The sequence below is a fragment of the Enterobacter sp. CP102 genome, assembly GCF_025152625.1.
Classification (GTDB): Bacteria; Pseudomonadota; Gammaproteobacteria; order Enterobacterales; family Enterobacteriaceae; genus Enterobacter; species Enterobacter soli.
This window is the reverse complement of the sequence record NZ_CP104014.1, coordinates 1,109,970-1,127,953: the sequence shown is the minus strand read 5'-3', so window position 1 is coordinate 1,127,953 and position 17,984 is coordinate 1,109,970. Positions and strand designations below refer to the sequence as shown.

The window sequence follows — 17,984 nt, the reverse complement described above, 5'->3', positions numbered from 1 at the left end:
TATTATCGATTTGTGCTACTAAGTGATTACGTACCAGCATATAAACCGGTACGCAATCATCACGGAACTCAACTAACTGACAAACTGACGGAACAGCGCTTTGCCTTTTAGCAGCCGCGTACCGAGCCAGCCGCCGCACAGCGACAACAGCACCGCACCGCAAACAGGCAGTGTGAACCACAACCGCCAGTCAGGCTCCCACGGGAAGTCAAAGACCCGGGTCTGGAGTACCGCCAGCGCCGTTTCAGCACCAATGGCCGCCACCAGGCCAGCCACCAGGCCCAGCAGGGCAAACTCGCACCACAGGGTAGTGCGCAGCAGACGTTTCCCGGCCCCCAGCGTACGGTACACCACCAGCTCCTGATGGCGCTGACGCATCCCGACCTGCACCTGAGCCAGCAACAACAGCACGCCACAGAGCGTCACCAGCACTACCATAACTTCAAGGGCGCGGCTCACCTGCTCCAGCACTTGTCCCACCTGTTTCAGGATCGCGCCGATATCCAGCAGGCTCACGGTCGGGAACTCACGGTTAAGCTGGGTCAGCATACCGTTGCCGTTCTCCCAGCGGAAACTGGTCAGCCAGCTCTGCGGTTGCCCGTCCAGTGCACCCGCGGGGAAGATAAAGAAGAAATTCGGCCGCAGGCTTTCCCAGTCCACCTTACGCAGGCTGGTGACCGTAGCGCTGAAATCCTGCGTGTCACCGGTAAAGGTGACCTTATCTCCCAGCCCGATGTTCAGGCGTTTCGCCAGCCCCTCTTCCATCGACACTTCCCCGGCTTTTGGCGGCCAGGTTCCGGCGGTGATCGGGTTATGATCCGGGCGTTTGTCCTGCCAGGTCAGGTTCAGTTCGCGGTTAAGCGCCTCATCCTGATTGCCTTCCGTCACCTTGCCATTGATTTGCGTCAGGCGCGCGCGAACAATCGGGTAGAAGGATTCAGGCACGATCTTGTGCTCAGACAGGAACCCCTTCAGCGGTGTGACCTGTTCAGGCGCGATGTTGATCAGGAAATAGTTTGGGCTTTCGGGCGGGAGCTGGCGTTGCCATCTGTCCAGCAGATCGCCGCGCAGCACCAGCAACAGCGCCAGCAGCATAAACGACAGCGAAAACGCGGAGAGCTGGCTCAGCGTTGACCACGGCTGGCGCAGCAGACGGTTCACCGCCAGGCGAACAGGCAGCGATTTTATCGTTAACCCTTTCAGTACGTTAAGCAGCATCCAGCCGAGTACGCCACACAGTACCGCCAGCACCACGGCTCCCGCCAGCACGGCCCAGAGCAAGGTACTGCCCCCCATCAGCCAGGCAAGCAGCCCCACCACGACCACTACAATCGCAGGAAGGTAATATTTCAGCGGCCAGACGTTAGCCACGACATCACGACGCAGCACGCGCAGTGGCTGTGTGGCCAGCAGCAGCCGGTACGGGCGTAGCCCCACCAGCAAGGAAATCACCACCATCGCGCCCACGGCCCAGAGCCACGGCCATAAGCTTGCAGGAGGCAGTGCGGCAGGCAGCACCGGTTTAAGCAGCATCATCAGCACGTTTTCAAACAGCACTCCCATTACACCGCCGGTAACCGCCGACAGCGCCAGCACCATTAACCACTGGCCGACAATCAGCTTACGCAGTTGCGCCCTGCCCGCCCCAAGGGTTTTGAGGATCGCGACCAGGTCATAGCGACTGCGGCAGTAGTGCCCCATCGCCACCGCCACTGCCGCCACGGCCAGCAACAGCGTGAGCAGCGCAGAGAGCAACAGGAACTGCTGTGACCGCTCAAGCGATTTGCCAAGCGCCCCTTCGTCCTGCTCCAGCCCGTACCAGCGGTGTTCCGGTTTTAACTGCGGCAAGAGCCATTTTTCGTATGCGTCCAGCTGGGCGGGCGTGCCGCCAAACTTGTAACGCCAGGTGACGCGGCTCCCCGGCTGTACGGCGTTGGTTTTTGCCACATCGGCGGTGTTCATTAATAACCGTGGCGCAAGCTGGAACGGGTTAAACCCCGAATCAGGCTCCTGCACCACTTCCCCGGCAATTTTCAGGGTGGCATCGCCGACATCAATGCTGTCGCCTGTTTTCAGGTTCAGCAACGCCATCAGCCGCGGGGCTAACAACACCGTGCCGGGCGCAGGTTTTAGTCCTGCTGGGTCGGTTTGCAGCTCACCGTACATAGGATAAATATCATCGACGGCTTTAACGCTCGCCAGCTGCGGGGTGTCCCCCGCAAACGTCATGGTCTGGAAGCTAAGCTGCTCGCTCACTTTCAGCCCCAGCTTGCGGGCTTCTTCAATCCAGGCGGGCGGCACGTCTCGCGAGCTTTGCAATGCCCTGTCGCCTGCCATAAATTCGCGGCTTTGCTGGCTTAAGCCTTTTTCCATGCGATCGCTGACGCTGCCAAGCGCCAGTACGCAGGCCACCGCCAGGCTTAAGGCCAGCCAGACAATCAGCAGCGATGGCGAGCGCCATTCGCGCCAGAACCAGCGGGATATCATGCTTCCTCCTGAAGTTCACCGTTGACCAGCCGCAACCGGCGATCGCAACGGGCGGCAAGCTGCGGATCGTGGGTGACCAGAATCAGCGTTGTGCCGTGTTCGCGGTTGAGCGAAAACAGCAGATCGGCAATTTTATCCCCGGTCTGGCGGTCGAGGTTACCGGTAGGCTCGTCGGCAAAGAGCACTTCCGGGCGGCCATTAAATGCCCGCGCCAGCGCCACGCGCTGCTGCTCGCCGCCGGAAAGCTGCGCCGGAAGATGGTCAAGACGTTTGCCCAGCCCCAGCTGTTCCAGTAGCGCTTTGGCATGGTCACGGCTTTCGCAGGTATTTTCACCGCGTAACAGGCCAGGAAGCTCCACGTTTTCCAGCGCATTCAGGGTGGGAATTAACATGAAGGACTGAAAGACAAAGCCGACATGTCTGGCACGCAGTGCGGCGCGGGCTTCTTCATCAAGCGCGTGCAGCGGCTGGCCAACCAGATTAACCTCGCCACTGCTGCCGTCATCCAGCCCGGCTAAAATGGCCAGTAGCGTCGATTTCCCGGAACCTGACTCACCGATCAGCGCCAGGGTTTCGGCGCGTTTGACAACAAGTTCAACTCCGGTGAGGATGGACAGCTCGTGTTCACCCTGACCGACGGACTTCTTAAGACGATGAACTTCAACAATGTTTTCCGCTGGCATTTGCCCTTCCTGTTTTTGATTCTGATGACCTTCCGCGCGGCAGCGGCAGATACGTTACTGGTACTGGGTGACAGCCTGAGCGCCGGCTATCGCATGGCCGCTAACGCAGCGTGGCCTGCGCTGCTTAATGACAAATGGCAGACAAAAACGCCGGTCATTAATGGCAGCATCAGTGGCGATACTTCACAACAGGGGCTGGCGCGTCTGCCTGCCCTTCTCAAACAACATCAGCCACGCTGGGTGCTGGTGGAGCTTGGCGGTAATGACGGATTGCGCGGCTTCCAGCCACAGCAGACGGAGCAAACGCTGCGCACCATTTTGCAGGACATTAAGGCCGCGAATGCAAAACCGTTGCTCATGCAAATTCGTCTGCCCGCCAACTACGGTCGTCGGTATAATGAGGCCTTTAGCGCGATCTACCCGAAGCTTGCCAAAGAGTTTGATATTCCGCTGCTGCCATTTTTCATGGAAGAGGTCTATCTGAAACCCCAATGGATGCAGGACGACGGTATCCACCCCAATCGCGATGCTCAGCCGTTTATTGCCGACTGGATGGCAACACGACTGGCCCCTTTAGTTAAACATGACTCGTCACACAGCTGAGATCCTGACAGGTAAAGTTATGCAAAAATCGGTCTTAATAACAGGATGTTCCAGCGGAATTGGTCTTGAAAGTGCCCTCGAATTAAAACGTCAGGGATTTTGGGTTCTGGCAGCCTGCCGTAAACCCGAAGACGTCGAACGCATGAACGGGATGGGTTTTACCGGCGTATTGCTGGATCTGGATTCGCCGGAAAGCATTGAACGCGCAGCCGATGAGGTCATTGCCCTGACCAACAATCGTCTGTTCGGTCTGTTCAACAATGCAGGATACGGTGTTTATGGCCCACTCCCCACCATCTCCCGCGAACAGTTAGAGCAGCAGTTTTCCGCTAACTTCTTTGGTGTGCATCAGCTCACTATGCGCCTGCTGCCTGCCATGTTGCCGCACGGTGAAGGGCGTATCGTGATGACATCCTCCGTGATGGGGTTGATTTCTACCCCCGGGCGCGGCGCGTATGCCGCCAGTAAGTATGCGCTGGAAGCCTGGTCTGACGCCCTGCGTATGGAGCTGCGCCACAGCGGGATTAAGGTGAGCCTGATTGAACCCGGCCCGATTCGTACCCGCTTTACCGACAACGTCAACCAGACGCAGTCAGACAAGCCGGTCGAAAATCCCGGTATTGCCGCACGTTTTACGCTGGGCCCGGAAGCGGTTGTCGCAAAAGTGCGCCATGCTTTCGAAAGCGATCGTCCCAAAATGCGCTATCCGGTGACGCTGGTCACCCATGCCGTCGGCTGGTTAAAACGCCTGCTTCCTGGCCGGATGATGGACAAAATTTTACACGGTTGAGTTGAAGCAACGCGGCTTGCCCCCCATGTAAGAACAAACTGATAAACAGAGAATGACGTATGTCCGCACAGAATATCGTAAACATTACTGAAGCTAACCTGCATCAGACACTCGAACAGTCGATGACCAAACCGGTGCTGTTCTACTTCTGGTCTGAACGCAGCCAACACTGTCTTCAACTGACGCCGGTACTGGAAAGCCTGGCCGCGCAATACAATGGTCAGTTTATTCTGGCGAAGCTGGACTGCGACGCCGAGCCGATGGTGGCTTCTCAGTTTGGCCTGCGCTCGATCCCTACGGTCTATCTGTTCCAGAACGGCCAGCCTGTCGATGGTTTCCAGGGGCCGCAGCCTGAAGAGGTTATTCGTGCGCTGCTGGATAAAGTGTTGCCGCGTGAAGAAGAGCTGAAGGCCCAGGAAGCCGTCGCACTGATGCAGGAAGGCAAGTACGACGAAGCCCTGCCACTGTTGAAAGATGCCTGGCAGCTGTCGAATCAGAATAGCCAGATTGGCCTGCTGCTGGCAGAAACACAGATTGCCCTGCATCGCTCAGAAGATGCGGAAGCGGTGCTGAAAACGGTCCCGCTTCAGGATCAGGATACGCGCTATCAGGGTCTGGTCGCGCAGATTGAACTGCTGAAACAGGCGGCAGACACCCCTGAAATTCAGCAGCTCCAGCAGCAGGTTGCCAGTAACCCGGCCGATGCTGCGCTGGCAAGCCAGCTGGCGTTGCAGCTGCATCAGGTGGGTCGCAACGAAGAGGCGCTGGAACTGCTGTTCAGCCATCTGCAAAAAGATCTGGCCGCCGCGGATGGCCAGGCGCGTAAGATGTTCCAGGAGATCCTTGCCGCGCTAGGTACGGGTGATGCGCTGGCTTCGAAGTATCGCCGCCAGCTGTACGCACTGTTGTATTGATGCAGAGTGCCCGGTGGCGGCTTCGCCTTACCGGGCCTACAAAAGACGGTTTACGCCGTCTTTTTCAACTGCGTTATTACCAGCTGATGGCGCGCGTTATAAAACTTCCGATAGGTCAGGTAGCAGGCAATAATGGTCGACAAGCTCGCGGTAGACAGCAGCATGAACGTCACCATAATCTGATATTTAATCGCTTTTACCGGGTCGATCCCGGCAAAAATCAGCCCTGACATCATGCCGGGCAAACTCACCAGCCCGACCGTTTTCGCGGAATCGACCGTTGGGATCAGCGACGAACGAATACTCTCGCGGATCAGGCGTGCCGAGGCCACTTTCGGTGTCGCACCCAGGCTTAGCTTTTCCTGAATCTGCTGCTGTTCGCTGCTAAAGCGTTGCCCCAGGTTGTTGTAGCACAGGCCCACGGCCACCATGGCATTCCCCGCAATCATCCCTGAAATGGGAATAACCTGCATAGGCGTAAACTCAATCGAGCCTGACAACACCAGCACCGCCAGCGTTAACGCGGTTCCGGTCGTGATCGCGATAAACGACGAAACAAACGCCTTATCGATGTATTTGCTCCGCTTCTGCGCATTCCACGCCGCGTTGAAGCAGATAAAGAGCACCATCAGCAGCGTCAGTACCGCGTTGTTGACGTTGAAAATGTACTTCAGTACAAATCCAACAGCGATAAGTTGCGAAACGGCGCGACAGATACCAATCAGAATGTCTTTCTCCAGCCCCAGTTTTTCACGGTAACTGACGACAATCGCCACCAGCACCAGTACCAGAGAGAGCGCCAGCGATCCGTTGGTTATATTATGCTCACCCACGGTTTGCCTCCTGCATTTTTCCACCCTGCGGCTGAAGCCTGATGACATCATCCGCATGGGTAATTTCGTTTGCATCATGCGTAACCCACAGCACAGCGATGTTCTGCTCGCGGGTATAACGATGGATGATGTCGTTAACATTACGCTTGTTGCTCTCGTCGAGAGCGCTGGTTATCTCATCCAGCAGCAGTACCTTCGGTAAAAACTGCACATTACGGATCAAGGATACGCGCTGCCTTTCCCCGCCAGAAAGCTCGGTTATCGATTTTGTCAGTGTCTCTTGCGGCAATCCGAAGCGTGCGAGGTCGGCAATCAGTTTTTCAGGTTCAGGTGATTTCCCGCGGATCTGCCACGGAAAGATCAGGTTATCGTAAACCGTATCACCAAACAGCGAAGGTGTTTGCACGCTGTATGACACCTGCTGCCGATAGCTTTCGGGCGACAGGGAAGCGATATCCTTCCCCTCAAACAGAATCGTCCCCTCGGTTGGGCTGAGTAAGGACGCAACAATCTTCAGTAGTGTACTTTTTCCGCAGCCTGACGGGCCGGTTATCAGTTTGAATTCGCCAGGAGAAAGGGAAAAATCGACATGCTGAAGAATGGTGTTCTCTCCGGCACGATACCCGACATCCTTGATATGCAAAATCACGTTATTGTCGTTCATATTGTTTCCAGTGATTGTATACATTAAGACTTAATAAAGACTTAATGTATACATTCGTATTATCTACTCACACAAAAAAAGCCGCTTCAGAAACGCCTCTTTTTTCCATTCCCCGCTAAAAAACCTCAAACAAAGCAGGTTTAAACGCTTTTTCGATCAAAAAAACTGCATATTTCATCTGAAACCATAAGACTAAATACAGATTTAAATTGATTAAATATTAACTTCACAAACACTTTTTAATGATTAAAGTCAAAATTTCACACTTTTACACACTCTAGAATCAGCCACACAAAAGACACAAGAAAGTCTATTAAACATAAACATCAAGCCTGCAATAAGCGAAAGAACTCAATTCAAAAGTCACAAAACTTAACTGACTTGAATTAACTCCCGGTACTACCGTCAGGAAACAAAAGATGAAAACCACTGTTAAATTATTGGCCGCTGCTGTTGCTCTGTGCATTGTGCCAGCGACATATGCAATAACCCCTGAACAAGCCGCTGCAAACCTTCAGGGCGCGCAACAATTCTCCCACCTTGCGGATAAATCGTATAGCACGGCGATGTATAACGAGCATCTTGCCAATCTTGCGAAGGGGAATGCGATCTATACGTACGGCCCGAACTCGACAGAAGCCATAAAGGCGACGCAAGCATACGATGCGGCACTCACGCGGGTCACTCAGACACGTCAGGATGCCCGATTAGGCAGGCTTCAGGTGGCTGCAGCGAACCGCGCATTGATCACTGCAACGCCTACACCAGTACCAACGGTTAACCCAACGCTTTACCGCCAGGATATCGCCAAAAAACAGGCAGCCCTGATTGCGCCACCGGTGGTAAACCCGACCACAACGACACAGACCGTGCCGACAGTTAACCCAACGCTTTACCGCCAGGATATCGCCAAAAAACAGGCTGCCCTGATTGCGCCACCGGTGGTAAACCCGACCACAACGACACAGACCGTGCCGACAGTTAACCCAACGCTTTACCGCCAGGATATTGCCAAAAAGCAGGCTGCCCTGATTGCGCCACCGGTCATTACCCCAATAACAAATGGGACCGTCATTCCGGCAACCAGCCTGAAGCCATCCACCAAAGTCCCGGTTACCCCGGCGAGCGGTACAAATACCGTAACAACGGTTCAGCATGTAAACACCTACTACGTTGATCAAGCCACGCGTAGCAAAGTGAGCAGCAACTCGGACGCGATCTCTCAAAACAGTCAGCAAATCGATCGTAACGCGAAAGATATTGAGGACACCCGTGACGAACTGAAACGTGGCCTGAACAACGCGGCGGCCATGTCCAGCCTGCACTATCACTCCGATAATGCATGGGCGCTTTCCACCGGTACCGCTAACGGCGACGGCGCAGCACTGGCCGGCGGTGTTCAGAAAGGGCTGACCAGCCATGTCGCTGTGAACGTTCAGGCATCGACATCATTCGACAGCGGCTGGATGGCAGGTGCCGGTATTTCTGGCGATTTCTGATTTTTTGCTCAATTTGGTGTTCAGGTCGTCATCACGATGACCTGTTAACTTTCTCTTATTAATTAAGGTGTCAGGATGAAACTGAAGATACTTACCGCGCTGGCATTTGCCGTCGTGAGCCTGAGCGGGCTTGCCCGGCATAATCAGCCCCAGGGGATGATGCCAGTCCAACCTGCGGCGCAACATACACTGGGGCAGTACTCCATTCTGCCCGCGGTGCAAAAAGCACAGTCAGCGAAAAAAAGAACGGTGAAAGGTTACGGGATAACCGTAGTAATTTCAGGTGATTGGGTAACCGTTGACGGTAAACCCGCCGCACTGGATGAAAACAACGCTACAGCGAAAAGCTATAGCCAGGGTCTGTACAACATTGTTGTTTATAAGAGCGGCAAGGTTGCGCTACTGAAGCAAGGCGAAGGGTTCGTCGGCTACCTGAAATAACCTTCAGACACACATAAACGTATCGTAATAAAGCCGCCGCTCTGGCGGCTTTTTTGCATCTGAGAACAGACTTAGTTAAGTGTATTTAATGTATTCATCTACTTTGATGAGAAAAGGACGCAATGCTTAAAAAAAAAGTCTTCAACATGTCAATCCTGTTTGACATGTTGACATTAAAAAGTAACGTTTATCTTCCATTTGTGATCTCGCCAGAGTTCCCGCACGCAGAGCTAATAGCCTCAGACATTGAGTAGTGTTAAACTTTTTCACGTACAAATTGGCACCCTTATAACTATAGGAAGTATGCAACATGACACATATCTTTTATGAGTTCTCTTCCCTGAAGCCTGGTGTTCCTACTGTAGAAACATTAATGGAAGTCATCAATTCTTCGGAACTCACAAGTTTTGTCATCGGTGCAGAGGTTGTTGATTTCGTCAAAAAGGCGCTCATCGTTAACACCACGATCGGGAGTTTCAAAAACTGCAAATTCGCCTTTGATGATGGCGCGCACTTTATTGAGTTTGACGGCAAGGGCAAATCAAAACGTTACAATGAAGTGCCGGACTGGTTTGTCACCCCGGCTGAATTCGCGCGTTCACAGTGGCTCATCAACCACGATCTTGCGGATGTAAAGGCCACTCAGTTTATCGATGTGCTGATGTCCTACCCGCTTAAGGAGCGCCGCGCGCACTGTAACCTGCTGTTCGGCCTGGATCTGCACAAGGTCAACGCGGTTCCGGCGGCCACGCCAGAAGCCAGCAAGCTCGGCAACAAAAACGGTAAAACCACCAAGCCTCGCGTAACCGATCTGGGCTCATTTGAGCTTTTCTGTCAGTTCTTCGAACGCATGAAAACGGCCGTCTTTGCCGATGAGTTCCCAACCCTGCAAGTGCTGACCGGTGTCGAAAACCTGTCGAAAGCCCCACACAGCTTGAAACAGGGGATCAGAACGTGGTTTAAAGCGATCGCAGGCGATCTTCCCCCAAACAACAAACGTGTTGAGGCGGGTAACGCGGTACTTTTCTGCGCGCCGGTCCGCGAGCATATCCAGCAAATTGAAGCCATTGGACTGGAAAACTACTATCAGGGCTTATCCAAAGCCATCGCCGATGCGGGCGAGCAGTTTATCGCCGACTTTTCATATACCCACCCGGCCGCCTGATCCCTTTGCCCTGCCCAACTGGCAGGGCTTTTTATTACCTATCATCCACTTCCCACCTCTTTACAGGGGCGAATTTCTGGCCAATAGCCGATATACTTACGAACAACAAACACACAATTCTTCTCATCACAGCATTCAAAACAGGAGGTTTTATGCTCATCGTTGTTCCTGTCCTCATTTTCGTCGCACTGGTTATCGTGGGTGCGGGTGTCAAAATTGTCCCGCAGGGGTATCAGTGGACCGTTGAACGCTTTGGCCGTTATACCAATACGTTGCAGCCTGGCTTAAGCCTTATCGTGCCTTTCATGGACAGAATCGGTCGTAAGATCAACATGATGGAACAGGTACTGGATATTCCCTCTCAGGAAATAATCTCCAAAGACAACGCCAACGTCACCATTGATGCGGTCTGCTTTATTCAGGTGATTGATGCGCCTAAAGCGGCGTATGAAGTCAGCAACCTCGAACTGGCGATTGTTAACCTGACGATGACCAACATCCGTACCGTGCTCGGTTCGATGGAGCTGGACGAAATGCTCTCCCAGCGCGACAGTATTAATACGCGTCTGCTGCACATTGTGGATGAGGCGACAAATCCGTGGGGGATTAAAGTCACCCGTATTGAGATCCGTGACGTACGCCCACCGGCGGAACTGATCGCATCCATGAACGCCCAGATGAAGGCCGAGCGTACCAAACGTGCCTATATCCTTGAGGCCGAAGGTGTGCGTCAGGCAGAGATCCTGAAAGCGGAAGGGGAAAAACAGTCGCAGATCCTGAAAGCGGAAGGCGATCGCCAGTCTGCGTTCCTTCAGGCTGAGGCGCGTGAACGTTCCGCCGAAGCGGAAGCCCGCGCAACCCAGATGGTGTCCGAAGCTATTGCTGCCGGTGATATCCAGGCCGTTAACTACTTCGTGGCACAAAAATATACCGATGCACTGAAAGAGATTGGTTCTGCAAATAACAGCAAAGTAGTGATGATGCCGCTGGATGCCAGCAGCCTGATGGGCTCAATTGCCGGGATTGCCGAGCTCATTAAGGATAGCGGAAACGAGCGTAAGAAATGATTGAGCTCATCGTTGCACATCCTCATGCCTTCTGGCTAAGTCTCGGTGGCTTATTGCTGGCAGCCGAGATGCTTGGCGGCAACGGTTACCTGCTCTGGAGCGGCGTTGCTGCCGTGATCACCGGGCTGCTGGTGTGGCTTATCCCACTGGACTGGGCATGGCAGGGCGCGCTGTTTGCCGTACTGACGCTGGTTGCGGCCTGGCTGTGGTGGCGCTGGCTGAGCACGCGGGTGAAAGCGCAGAAGCCGGTGGATGCCCATCTGAATCAGCGCGGGCAGCAGATTGTCGGCAAGCGTTTTACGCTGGACACCACGCTGGTGAATGGCCGCGGGCACATGCGCGTAGGTGATAGCTCGTGGCCGGTGGTGGCAGATGATGACCTCAGCGCCGGAACACGGGTTGAGGTCATTGCGGTGGAAGGTATTACCCTGCGCGTAAAAGCCTGTTAAGCATTGGCCTTGCGATGGCAGCAAAGATTATCAATAATCGGACAATCGGCGCTGTCATCCCCCGGACAGGACGCCGCCAGCCCCAGCAGTTGTTCCCGCATCGCCTGTAGCTCAATGATATGGCGCTCAATTTCAGCAACCTTCTCCAGGGTACGTTTTTTGACATCTGCACTGTGGCGTTTCGGATCGTTGAACAGGTTAACCAGTTCGCCGCACTCTTCCAGGTTAAAACCAACCTGCCTTGCCTGACGCAGTAACGTCAGCTCATCAAGATGCCGTTGCGTATAACTGCGGTAGCCGTTTTCGCTGCGCAGTGGCGGTGTAACCAGCCCTTTCTCTTCATAAAAACGAATCGCTTTGCTGGTCAATCCGGTTTTTTTCGCAACATCACTGATATTCACATTTCCCCCTTGACCTTCCCCTTGATGGAAGGTTTAACCTTCATAACAGTTAGCGAAAAGCATTATGAAGGTCAATAACTGACCAGTTAATTATACGGGAGTTTTGTTATGTCTCACACAATTGATCTGACACTGGACGGCCTCTCCTGCGGCCACTGTGTCAAACGCGTTAAAGAAAGCCTGGAACAGCGTCCTGATGTGGAAAGCGCGGACGTGACTATCGATCATGCTGCCGTCACCGGTAGCGCCAGCGCAGATGCGCTGATCGACACCATCAAACAAGCCGGTTACGGAGCGGAGTTAAGCCACCCAAAGGCTAAACCGCTGGCAGAGTCATCACTCCCGTCGGAAGCACTGACAGCGGCCACTCCTGAGCTTCCGGTAGCTGATGATATTGATGACAGCCAACAGCTGCTGATCAACGGCATGAGCTGCGCCAGCTGCGTTTCCCGGGTACAAAATGCATTGCAGGCCGTACCGGGCGTCGCACAGGCACGGGTCAACCTTGCGGAGCGTACTGCGCTGATTATGGGCAGTGCCTCCGCCGCAGATTTAGTGCAGGCCGTCGAAAAAGCAGGCTACGGCGCAGAGGCCATCGAAGATGATGCCAAACGCCGCGAACGCCAGCAGGAAACGGCGGTGGCCACCATGAAACGCTTCCGCTGGCAGGCGATTGTCGCGCTGCTGGTCGGTATTCCGGTAATGGTATGGGGCATGATCGGTGACAACATGATGGTCACTGACGATAACCGCACGCTGTGGCTGGTGATTGGTGTGATTACGCTCGGCGTCATGATTTTCGCCGGGGGTCACTTCTATTCAAGCGCCTGGAAAAGCCTGAAAAATCGCACCGCGACAATGGATACGCTTGTCGCACTTGGCACGGGCGCGGCCTGGCTCTATTCGATGAGCGTCAACGTCTGGCCGCAGTGGTTCCCGATGGAAGCGCGCCATCTTTATTACGAAGCGAGCGCGATGATTATCGGCCTGATTAACTTAGGCCATATGCTTGAAGCCCGCGCGCGCCAGCGCTCCTCTAAAGCGCTGGAAAGACTCCTTGATTTAACGCCGCCAACCGCACGCGTCGTCACAGACGATGGCGAGAAAAATGTCCCGCTGGCTGAAGTTCAGCCGGGTATGACGCTGCGCCTGACTACCGGCGACCGTGTTCCTGTTGACGGCGAAATCACTCAGGGTGATGCCTGGCTTGATGAAGCCATGCTGACCGGGGAACCTATCCCACAGCAAAAATCCCTGGGGGATGCCGTACACGCCGGTACGGTGGTGCAGGACGGCAGCGTACTGTTCCGTGCAAGCCGCACAGGCAGCCACACCACACTGTCGCGCATTATCCGCATGGTGCGTCAGGCCCAGAGCAGTAAGCCGGAGATTGGCCAGCTTGCTGATAAAATCTCCGCCATTTTTGTGCCCGTGGTGGTCTGTATCGCCCTGCTGAGCGCCGCTATCTGGTATTTCTTCGGCCCGGCGCCGCAGATTGTCTACACCCTGGTGATTGCCACCACGGTTTTGATCATCGCCTGTCCTTGCGCACTTGGCCTGGCCACGCCAATGTCGATTATCTCGGGCGTGGGTCGTGCCGCCGAGTTTGGTGTTCTGGTGCGTGATGCCGACGCCCTGCAACGCGCCAGCACGCTCGATACGCTGGTATTTGATAAAACTGGCACCCTTACCGAAGGTAAACCGCAGGTGGTCGCGGTGAACACCGCTGGCATCGCCGAAGCCGATGCGCTACGTCTGGCGGCCTCGCTGGAACAAGGTTCCAGTCATCCTCTGGCCCGCGCCATTCTCGATAAAGCAACGGATGCAGCCCTGCCGCAGGTGAATAACTTCCGCACCCTGCGTGGGCTGGGCGTCAGCGGTGAAGCAGAAGGACACGCGCTGCTGCTGGGTAACCAGGCGCTGCTGAATGAAAAGGGTATCGATACGTCGGCACTGGACAGTGAACTGGAAGCGCAGGCATCTCAGGGCGCGACACCGGTACTGCTGGCTGTAGACGGCAAAGCGGCGGCTCTGATTGCCGTTCGCGATCCGCTGCGCCAGGACAGCGTGGATGCCCTGAAACGTCTGCACCGTGCGGGCTATCGCCTGGTGATGCTGACCGGGGATAACCCGACAACGGCAAACGCCATTGCCCGCGAGGCCGGTATTGATAAGGTGATTGCCGGAGTACTGCCAGAGGGTAAAGCCGACGCCATCAAAACGCTGCAAAACCAGGGGCGCCAGGTGGCTATGGTCGGGGACGGGATCAACGATGCTCCGGCACTGGCTCAGGCCGATGTGGGGATCGCGATGGGCGGCGGCAGCGATGTCGCCATCGAGACAGCGGCGATCTCCCTGATGCGCCACAGTCTGATGGGCGTGGCGGATGCGCTGGCCATTTCAAAAGCCACGTTGCGCAATATGAAACAGAACCTGTTAGGGGCATTTATCTACAACAGTTTCGGCATTCCAATTGCCGCCGGGATTTTGTGGCCGCTGACCGGCACGCTGCTCAACCCGGTGGTGGCAGGCGCAGCAATGGCGCTGTCGTCCATCACCGTGGTCAGTAACGCAAACCGGCTGTTGCGGTTCAAACCGAAAGATTGAACCTTCGGCTCCTACGCGCTAGCATGAACCTTTCCGTTCATGGAGCGCGTATGAGTCTGTTTAATCGTATAAAAACATCGTTTCGCGCCCTGTTCCCCCGCCGTTATGCCTGGCCGGGCATGGATATTTCACTTCCTGGCGGACAACATCTGCACCTGGTTGGCAGCATCCATATGGGAACTTCTGGGATGTCGCCTCTTCCGCCTTCTCTGCTCAAACTGCTGCGTAACGCGGATGCCCTGGTTGTTGAAGCCGATATTTCCGGCAGTGAATCCCCTTTTGCCGATCTGGATATTCCACCTCCACTCAGCGAGCGCCTGAATGACATCCAGCTTGCCGAACTGACGCGCGTGGCCGATGAGCTGGGCGTATCACTGTCGATGCTGGAAACCCAGCCCCTGTGGCAGATTGCCATGGTGCTTCAGGCAACACAGGCGCAGCGTCTGGGATTGCGGGGTGAGTACGGTATTGATTACCAGCTCCTTCACGCCGCCCGGGCACGAAGCCTGCCGATCATTGAGCTGGAAGGGGCACAAAGCCAGGTTGAGCTGTTACGCCAGCTTCCTGATGATGGCTTATTATTGCTGGATGATACCCTGACCCACTGGCATACCAACGCGCGGTTGCTTCAGGTGATGGTGAGCTGGTGGCTCGAAACGCCGCCCGTAAACGACAAACCAGAATTACCCGCCACGTTCAGCCAGTCGTTGTATGATGTCCTGATGAACGAGCGTAACCGGGCATGGAAACAGACGCTGAATGCGCTGCCAGCCGGGCATTATGTGGTTGCCGTGGGGGCGTTACATTTGTACGGAGAAGGGAATTTGCCGTCACTGCTGAAATAAAAAAATGGCCAATATTTCTATTGGCCCGTCAAAGAGGAATTTCATCGTTTTTATTATGCCGAAGGAGACCTTCGGTTGAGCCGATTGTCGCTCAAAGTGACCATCACTGCCAATACTATTGCGCAAGATGGTGCTATTTTTTAGACAAACGTCAGGCGTATGCTCCTGGCATGAATTGTCTGTCGTAAGAAGGATAGCTATGACTCCCGCCGTTAAATTACTCGAAAAAAACAAAATCTCTTTCAGGATCCACACTTACGATCACGATCCGAATGAAACTAACTTTGGTGATGAAGTGGTGCGTAAACTGGGGCTGAATGCCGACCAGGTTTACAAAACGCTGCTGGTTGCAGTGAATGGTGATATGAAACACCTTGCCGTGGCGGTAACGCCAGTAGCGGGTCAGCTTGATCTGAAAAAAGTCGCCAAAGCGCTGGGTGCGAAAAAGGTCGACATGGCGGATCCGATGGTTGCGCAACGCACCACCGGTTATCTGGTGGGTGGGATCAGCCCGCTGGGGCAGAAAAAACGGCTGCCAACGCTGATTGATGCTCCTTCACAGGAATTCGACACTATCTATATTTCAGGCGGCAAGCGCGGGCTGGATATTGAACTGGCAGCAGGCGATCTGGCGAAAATGCTGGATGCTAAATTTGCGGATATTGCGCGTAGGGATTAAAAGAAAAAGCCGGGTGGCGGCTACGAGGTAAAAGCAAAACGGTAACAGGCGTTACCGTTTTTTGTGTTCGCGCCCTCTCCCGGTGGGAGAGGGTTGGGGTGAGGGCATCAGGCCGCACAACGCTACTGCCAGCTCACCTCACCTTTCGGCTCATAAGCGTTCACGTCTATCGGCGAATTCTGCTGAATAAACTGCTTAAGCACTTCCGCATCAATAAAGCCGGTATTCACATAGCCCGGTTTATTATCGATATGCGGATAGCCATCCCCGCCCGTGGCGTTAAAGCTCAGTGTTGCCATGCGGTAGGTTTTAGCAGGGTCAACCGGCTCACCTTTGATTTTGAGATCGTTGAGCTTACCGTCTTTTGCCACAAAACTGACGTTGGCAAACTGCGGATAGGCTCCCGAATCGGGTTTCATCTGCGCCACGGCAGTCAGGTAGTCGATAACCTCTTTACCGCTCATGTCGGCATACACCACCACGTTGCCAAACGGCTGAACCTTCAGCACATCTTTATAGGTGATATTCCCACCCTCAATGGAGTCACGAATGCCGCCGCCGCTCATCACGCCGAAGTCTGCGCTGGTACGTGCCATTTGCGCTGCCAGCACCAGATGCCCCATGTTGGTCTGCACGAAGCGGACTTTGCTGCGGTCACCTTCCAGGCGGCCATTGAGCGTGCCAATCTTCACATCCAGCTGCGCTTTGCCTTTATTCTGGAACGGCGTCAGCAGAGAGAGCATCTGCTGGTTTTCAGCAATTTCTGGGGTGTAAAGTACGCGCTCACTTTTCCCGTCCGGGTAAGAGACTTTCTTCTTCAGGTTGACCGGGATCAGCTGGTAGTGCACCAGTTTCATCTCGCCATTACGGAACTCAAAGTCCGCACGACCGACGTATTTACCCCACTCGTGAGCCTGAACAATCCAGATACCGTTCTGGCGGTCTGGCGCACACGGTGTGCCAGGCACGTAATCCACCTGTTTTTTATTCTCAGACGCCATGCACACCGGATCTTGTGAGTGACCACCCACAATCATTGCCAGAGAGCCCGCAGGCAGGCTGCGCGCCATCTCGACATCACCCGGTGCATTGGAGCCATGCTCGCCATTATCGTAGTGCCCCATATGCGTGGTGGCGATAATCACGTCCGGCTTTTCATTCTGCTGGAGTTCCTGAATCACCAGCTTTGCTTCGTCTGCCGGTTTACGGAACTCGATATCGGTGAAGTATTCCGGGTTGCCGATTTTCGCCGTGTCGTCGGTGGTTAAACCAATAACCGCAATTTTCAGATCCTGACGCTTAAACAGCGCCCACGGTTTGAACAGGCGCTCACCGGTACTTTTCTGATAAATATTGGCCGAGAGGAACGGGAATTTAGCCCATTTTTCCTGCTGGCGCAGAACGGTCAGCGGATTATCAAACTCATGGTTACCCACGGCCATCGCATCGTAACCAATTAAATTCATGCCGCGGAAATCGGGCTCTGCATCCTGTAAATCGGATTCCGGCACGCCGGTATTGATATCGCCACCAGACAGCAACAGCACGCTGCCCCCTGCGGCTGCAACCTCTTTGCGAATGCCATCCACCAGCGTTTTTTGGGCAGAAAGGCCATATTCGCCGTATTCGCTGCGCCAGAAATGGCCGTGGTGATCGTTGGTATGCAGAATCGTGATTTTGTAGGTTTTGTCTTTCTCATACGCCTGTGCAGGCAGGCTTGTCAGCCCCCATGCGGCGATCAGAGCCAGCGCCACGCCACGCTTCATTAACTTCATCTCTTCTCTCCCTGACCCATAGACAAACGCAAAAATTACAATGAGTAACAAGAATAGACAAATAAGTTTTCAGAATTGCGAC

17 protein-coding genes are annotated in these 17,984 nt (G+C 54.5%); 11 read left to right on the top strand and 6 right to left on the bottom strand.

All coding sequences use genetic code 11. From position 1 onward, the window contains the following. Positions 1 to 72 precede the first annotated feature (72 nt). Positions 73 to 2,487, bottom strand: a complete 2,415-nt coding sequence (ybbP, locus tag N1249_RS05265) for a putative ABC transporter permease subunit YbbP (RefSeq protein ID WP_259835079.1) — start codon at positions 2,485 to 2,487, stop codon at positions 73 to 75. After that, positions 2,484 to 3,170, bottom strand: a complete 687-nt coding sequence (ybbA, locus tag N1249_RS05260) for a putative ABC transporter ATP-binding protein YbbA (protein ID WP_259835077.1) — start codon at positions 3,168 to 3,170, stop codon at positions 2,484 to 2,486. The genes ybbP and ybbA overlap by 4 nt, the downstream gene beginning before the upstream one ends. Here ybbA and tesA point away from each other — a divergent pair. The 3 genes from tesA to N1249_RS05245 are packed head-to-tail and all read left to right on the top strand — an operon-like array spanning position 3,141 to position 5,477. Next, positions 3,141 to 3,773 carry a multifunctional acyl-CoA thioesterase I/protease I/lysophospholipase L1 gene (tesA, locus tag N1249_RS05255; RefSeq protein WP_217186267.1) on the top strand — a complete coding sequence of 211 codons (633 nt, stop codon included), beginning with the start codon at positions 3,141 to 3,143 and terminating at the stop codon, positions 3,771 to 3,773. The two genes, ybbA and tesA, sit on opposite strands and share 30 nt — an antisense overlap. Next, on the top strand, positions 3,754 to 4,563 hold the full coding sequence (locus N1249_RS05250) for an SDR family oxidoreductase (protein WP_259835074.1): 810 nt from the start codon (positions 3,754 to 3,756) through the stop codon (positions 4,561 to 4,563). The genes tesA and N1249_RS05250 overlap by 20 nt, the downstream gene beginning before the upstream one ends. A 59-nt stretch (positions 4,564 to 4,622) precedes the next feature. Next, positions 4,623 to 5,477 (top strand): co-chaperone YbbN, encoded by an 855-nt coding sequence (locus N1249_RS05245; protein ID WP_259835072.1) that lies wholly within the window; start codon positions 4,623 to 4,625, stop codon positions 5,475 to 5,477. A gap of 50 nt (positions 5,478 to 5,527) precedes the next feature. On the opposite strand, the gene fetB is transcribed toward N1249_RS05245, so the two are convergent. Together fetB and fetA are read right to left on the bottom strand one after the other, a co-directional pair. After that, a complete protein-coding gene (gene fetB / locus N1249_RS05240) occupies positions 5,528 to 6,310 on the bottom strand; it encodes an iron efflux ABC transporter permease subunit FetB (protein WP_259835070.1) in 783 nt (260 codons plus the stop codon). Further along, the gene (gene fetA, locus N1249_RS05235) at positions 6,303 to 6,974 is read right to left on the bottom strand and encodes an iron efflux ABC transporter ATP-binding subunit FetA (RefSeq protein WP_259835068.1); all 672 of its coding nucleotides are present in this window, start codon (positions 6,972 to 6,974) and stop codon (positions 6,303 to 6,305) included. Before fetA ends, fetB begins: the two co-directional genes overlap by 8 nt. A 419-nt stretch (positions 6,975 to 7,393) precedes the next feature. Between fetA and N1249_RS05230 the strand changes: the two genes are divergently transcribed. The 5 genes from N1249_RS05230 to N1249_RS05210 all read left to right on the top strand — a co-directional run bounded on the left by N1249_RS05230 (position 7,394) and on the right by N1249_RS05210 (position 11,595). Further along, entirely contained in the window at positions 7,394 to 8,473 is a 1,080-nt protein-coding gene (locus tag N1249_RS05230) for a hypothetical protein (RefSeq protein ID WP_259835066.1), read from the top strand. 75 nt (positions 8,474 to 8,548) lie between these two features. Next, positions 8,549 to 8,914 carry a hypothetical protein gene (locus tag N1249_RS05225; protein ID WP_259835064.1) on the top strand — a complete coding sequence of 122 codons (366 nt, stop codon included), beginning with the start codon at positions 8,549 to 8,551 and terminating at the stop codon, positions 8,912 to 8,914. 310 nt (positions 8,915 to 9,224) lie between these two features. Further along, the gene (locus N1249_RS05220) at positions 9,225 to 10,079 is read left to right on the top strand and encodes a hypothetical protein (protein WP_259835063.1); all 855 of its coding nucleotides are present in this window, start codon (positions 9,225 to 9,227) and stop codon (positions 10,077 to 10,079) included. 152 nt (positions 10,080 to 10,231) lie between these two features. Then, complete coding sequence (locus tag N1249_RS05215; RefSeq protein WP_042715719.1) at positions 10,232 to 11,146, top strand: SPFH domain-containing protein; 915 nt, start codon at positions 10,232 to 10,234, stop codon at positions 11,144 to 11,146. Continuing rightward, a complete protein-coding gene (locus N1249_RS05210) occupies positions 11,143 to 11,595 on the top strand; it encodes an NfeD family protein (protein ID WP_217186273.1) in 453 nt (150 codons plus the stop codon). Before N1249_RS05215 ends, N1249_RS05210 begins: the two co-directional genes overlap by 4 nt. On the opposite strand, the gene cueR is transcribed toward N1249_RS05210, so the two are convergent. After that, the gene (cueR, locus tag N1249_RS05205) at positions 11,592 to 11,996 is read right to left on the bottom strand and encodes a Cu(I)-responsive transcriptional regulator (RefSeq protein WP_259835059.1); all 405 of its coding nucleotides are present in this window, start codon (positions 11,994 to 11,996) and stop codon (positions 11,592 to 11,594) included. The two genes, N1249_RS05210 and cueR, sit on opposite strands and share 4 nt — an antisense overlap. A gap of 108 nt (positions 11,997 to 12,104) precedes the next feature. Between cueR and copA the strand changes: the two genes are divergently transcribed. From copA to ybaK, 3 genes are all read left to right on the top strand, one after another. After that, the gene (gene copA / locus N1249_RS05200) at positions 12,105 to 14,603 is read left to right on the top strand and encodes a copper-exporting P-type ATPase CopA (RefSeq protein ID WP_259835057.1); all 2,499 of its coding nucleotides are present in this window, start codon (positions 12,105 to 12,107) and stop codon (positions 14,601 to 14,603) included. Positions 14,604 to 14,653: 50 nt separating this feature from the next. Next, positions 14,654 to 15,448 carry a TraB/GumN family protein gene (locus N1249_RS05195; protein WP_259835055.1) on the top strand — a complete coding sequence of 265 codons (795 nt, stop codon included), beginning with the start codon at positions 14,654 to 14,656 and terminating at the stop codon, positions 15,446 to 15,448. A gap of 199 nt (positions 15,449 to 15,647) precedes the next feature. Then, on the top strand, positions 15,648 to 16,127 hold the full coding sequence (gene ybaK, locus N1249_RS05190) for a Cys-tRNA(Pro)/Cys-tRNA(Cys) deacylase YbaK (RefSeq protein WP_014069174.1): 480 nt from the start codon (positions 15,648 to 15,650) through the stop codon (positions 16,125 to 16,127). A 122-nt stretch (positions 16,128 to 16,249) separates the two neighbouring features. On the opposite strand, the gene ushA is transcribed toward ybaK, so the two are convergent. Next, positions 16,250 to 17,902, bottom strand: a complete 1,653-nt coding sequence (gene ushA / locus N1249_RS05185) for a bifunctional UDP-sugar hydrolase/5'-nucleotidase UshA (protein ID WP_217186277.1) — start codon at positions 17,900 to 17,902, stop codon at positions 16,250 to 16,252. Between the last annotated feature and the right edge of the window lie 82 nt (positions 17,903 to 17,984).

Bases quoted from the DNA above. Each gene is read 5' to 3' on its own strand.
- fetA (WP_259835068.1), bottom strand. From the start codon at position 6,974: ATGAACGACAATAACGTGATTTTGCATATCAAGGATGTCGGGTATCGT.
- tesA (WP_217186267.1), top strand. From the start codon at position 3,141: ATGAACTTCAACAATGTTTTCCGCTGGCATTTGCCCTTCCTGTTTTTG.
- N1249_RS05195 (WP_259835055.1), top strand. From the start codon at position 14,654: ATGAGTCTGTTTAATCGTATAAAAACATCGTTTCGCGCCCTGTTCCCC.
- ushA (WP_217186277.1), bottom strand. From the start codon at position 17,902: ATGAAGTTAATGAAGCGTGGCGTGGCGCTGGCTCTGATCGCCGCATGG.
- ybbP (WP_259835079.1), bottom strand. From the start codon at position 2,487: ATGATATCCCGCTGGTTCTGGCGCGAATGGCGCTCGCCATCGCTGCTG.
- copA (WP_259835057.1), top strand. From the start codon at position 12,105: ATGTCTCACACAATTGATCTGACACTGGACGGCCTCTCCTGCGGCCAC.
- N1249_RS05230 (WP_259835066.1), top strand. From the start codon at position 7,394: ATGAAAACCACTGTTAAATTATTGGCCGCTGCTGTTGCTCTGTGCATT.
- N1249_RS05250 (WP_259835074.1), top strand. From the start codon at position 3,754: ATGACTCGTCACACAGCTGAGATCCTGACAGGTAAAGTTATGCAAAAA.
- ybbA (WP_259835077.1), bottom strand. From the start codon at position 3,170: ATGCCAGCGGAAAACATTGTTGAAGTTCATCGTCTTAAGAAGTCCGTC.
- N1249_RS05210 (WP_217186273.1), top strand. From the start codon at position 11,143: ATGATTGAGCTCATCGTTGCACATCCTCATGCCTTCTGGCTAAGTCTC.
- ybaK (WP_014069174.1), top strand. From the start codon at position 15,648: ATGACTCCCGCCGTTAAATTACTCGAAAAAAACAAAATCTCTTTCAGG.
- N1249_RS05225 (WP_259835064.1), top strand. From the start codon at position 8,549: ATGAAACTGAAGATACTTACCGCGCTGGCATTTGCCGTCGTGAGCCTG.
- N1249_RS05245 (WP_259835072.1), top strand. From the start codon at position 4,623: ATGTCCGCACAGAATATCGTAAACATTACTGAAGCTAACCTGCATCAG.
- N1249_RS05220 (WP_259835063.1), top strand. From the start codon at position 9,225: ATGACACATATCTTTTATGAGTTCTCTTCCCTGAAGCCTGGTGTTCCT.
- N1249_RS05215 (WP_042715719.1), top strand. From the start codon at position 10,232: ATGCTCATCGTTGTTCCTGTCCTCATTTTCGTCGCACTGGTTATCGTG.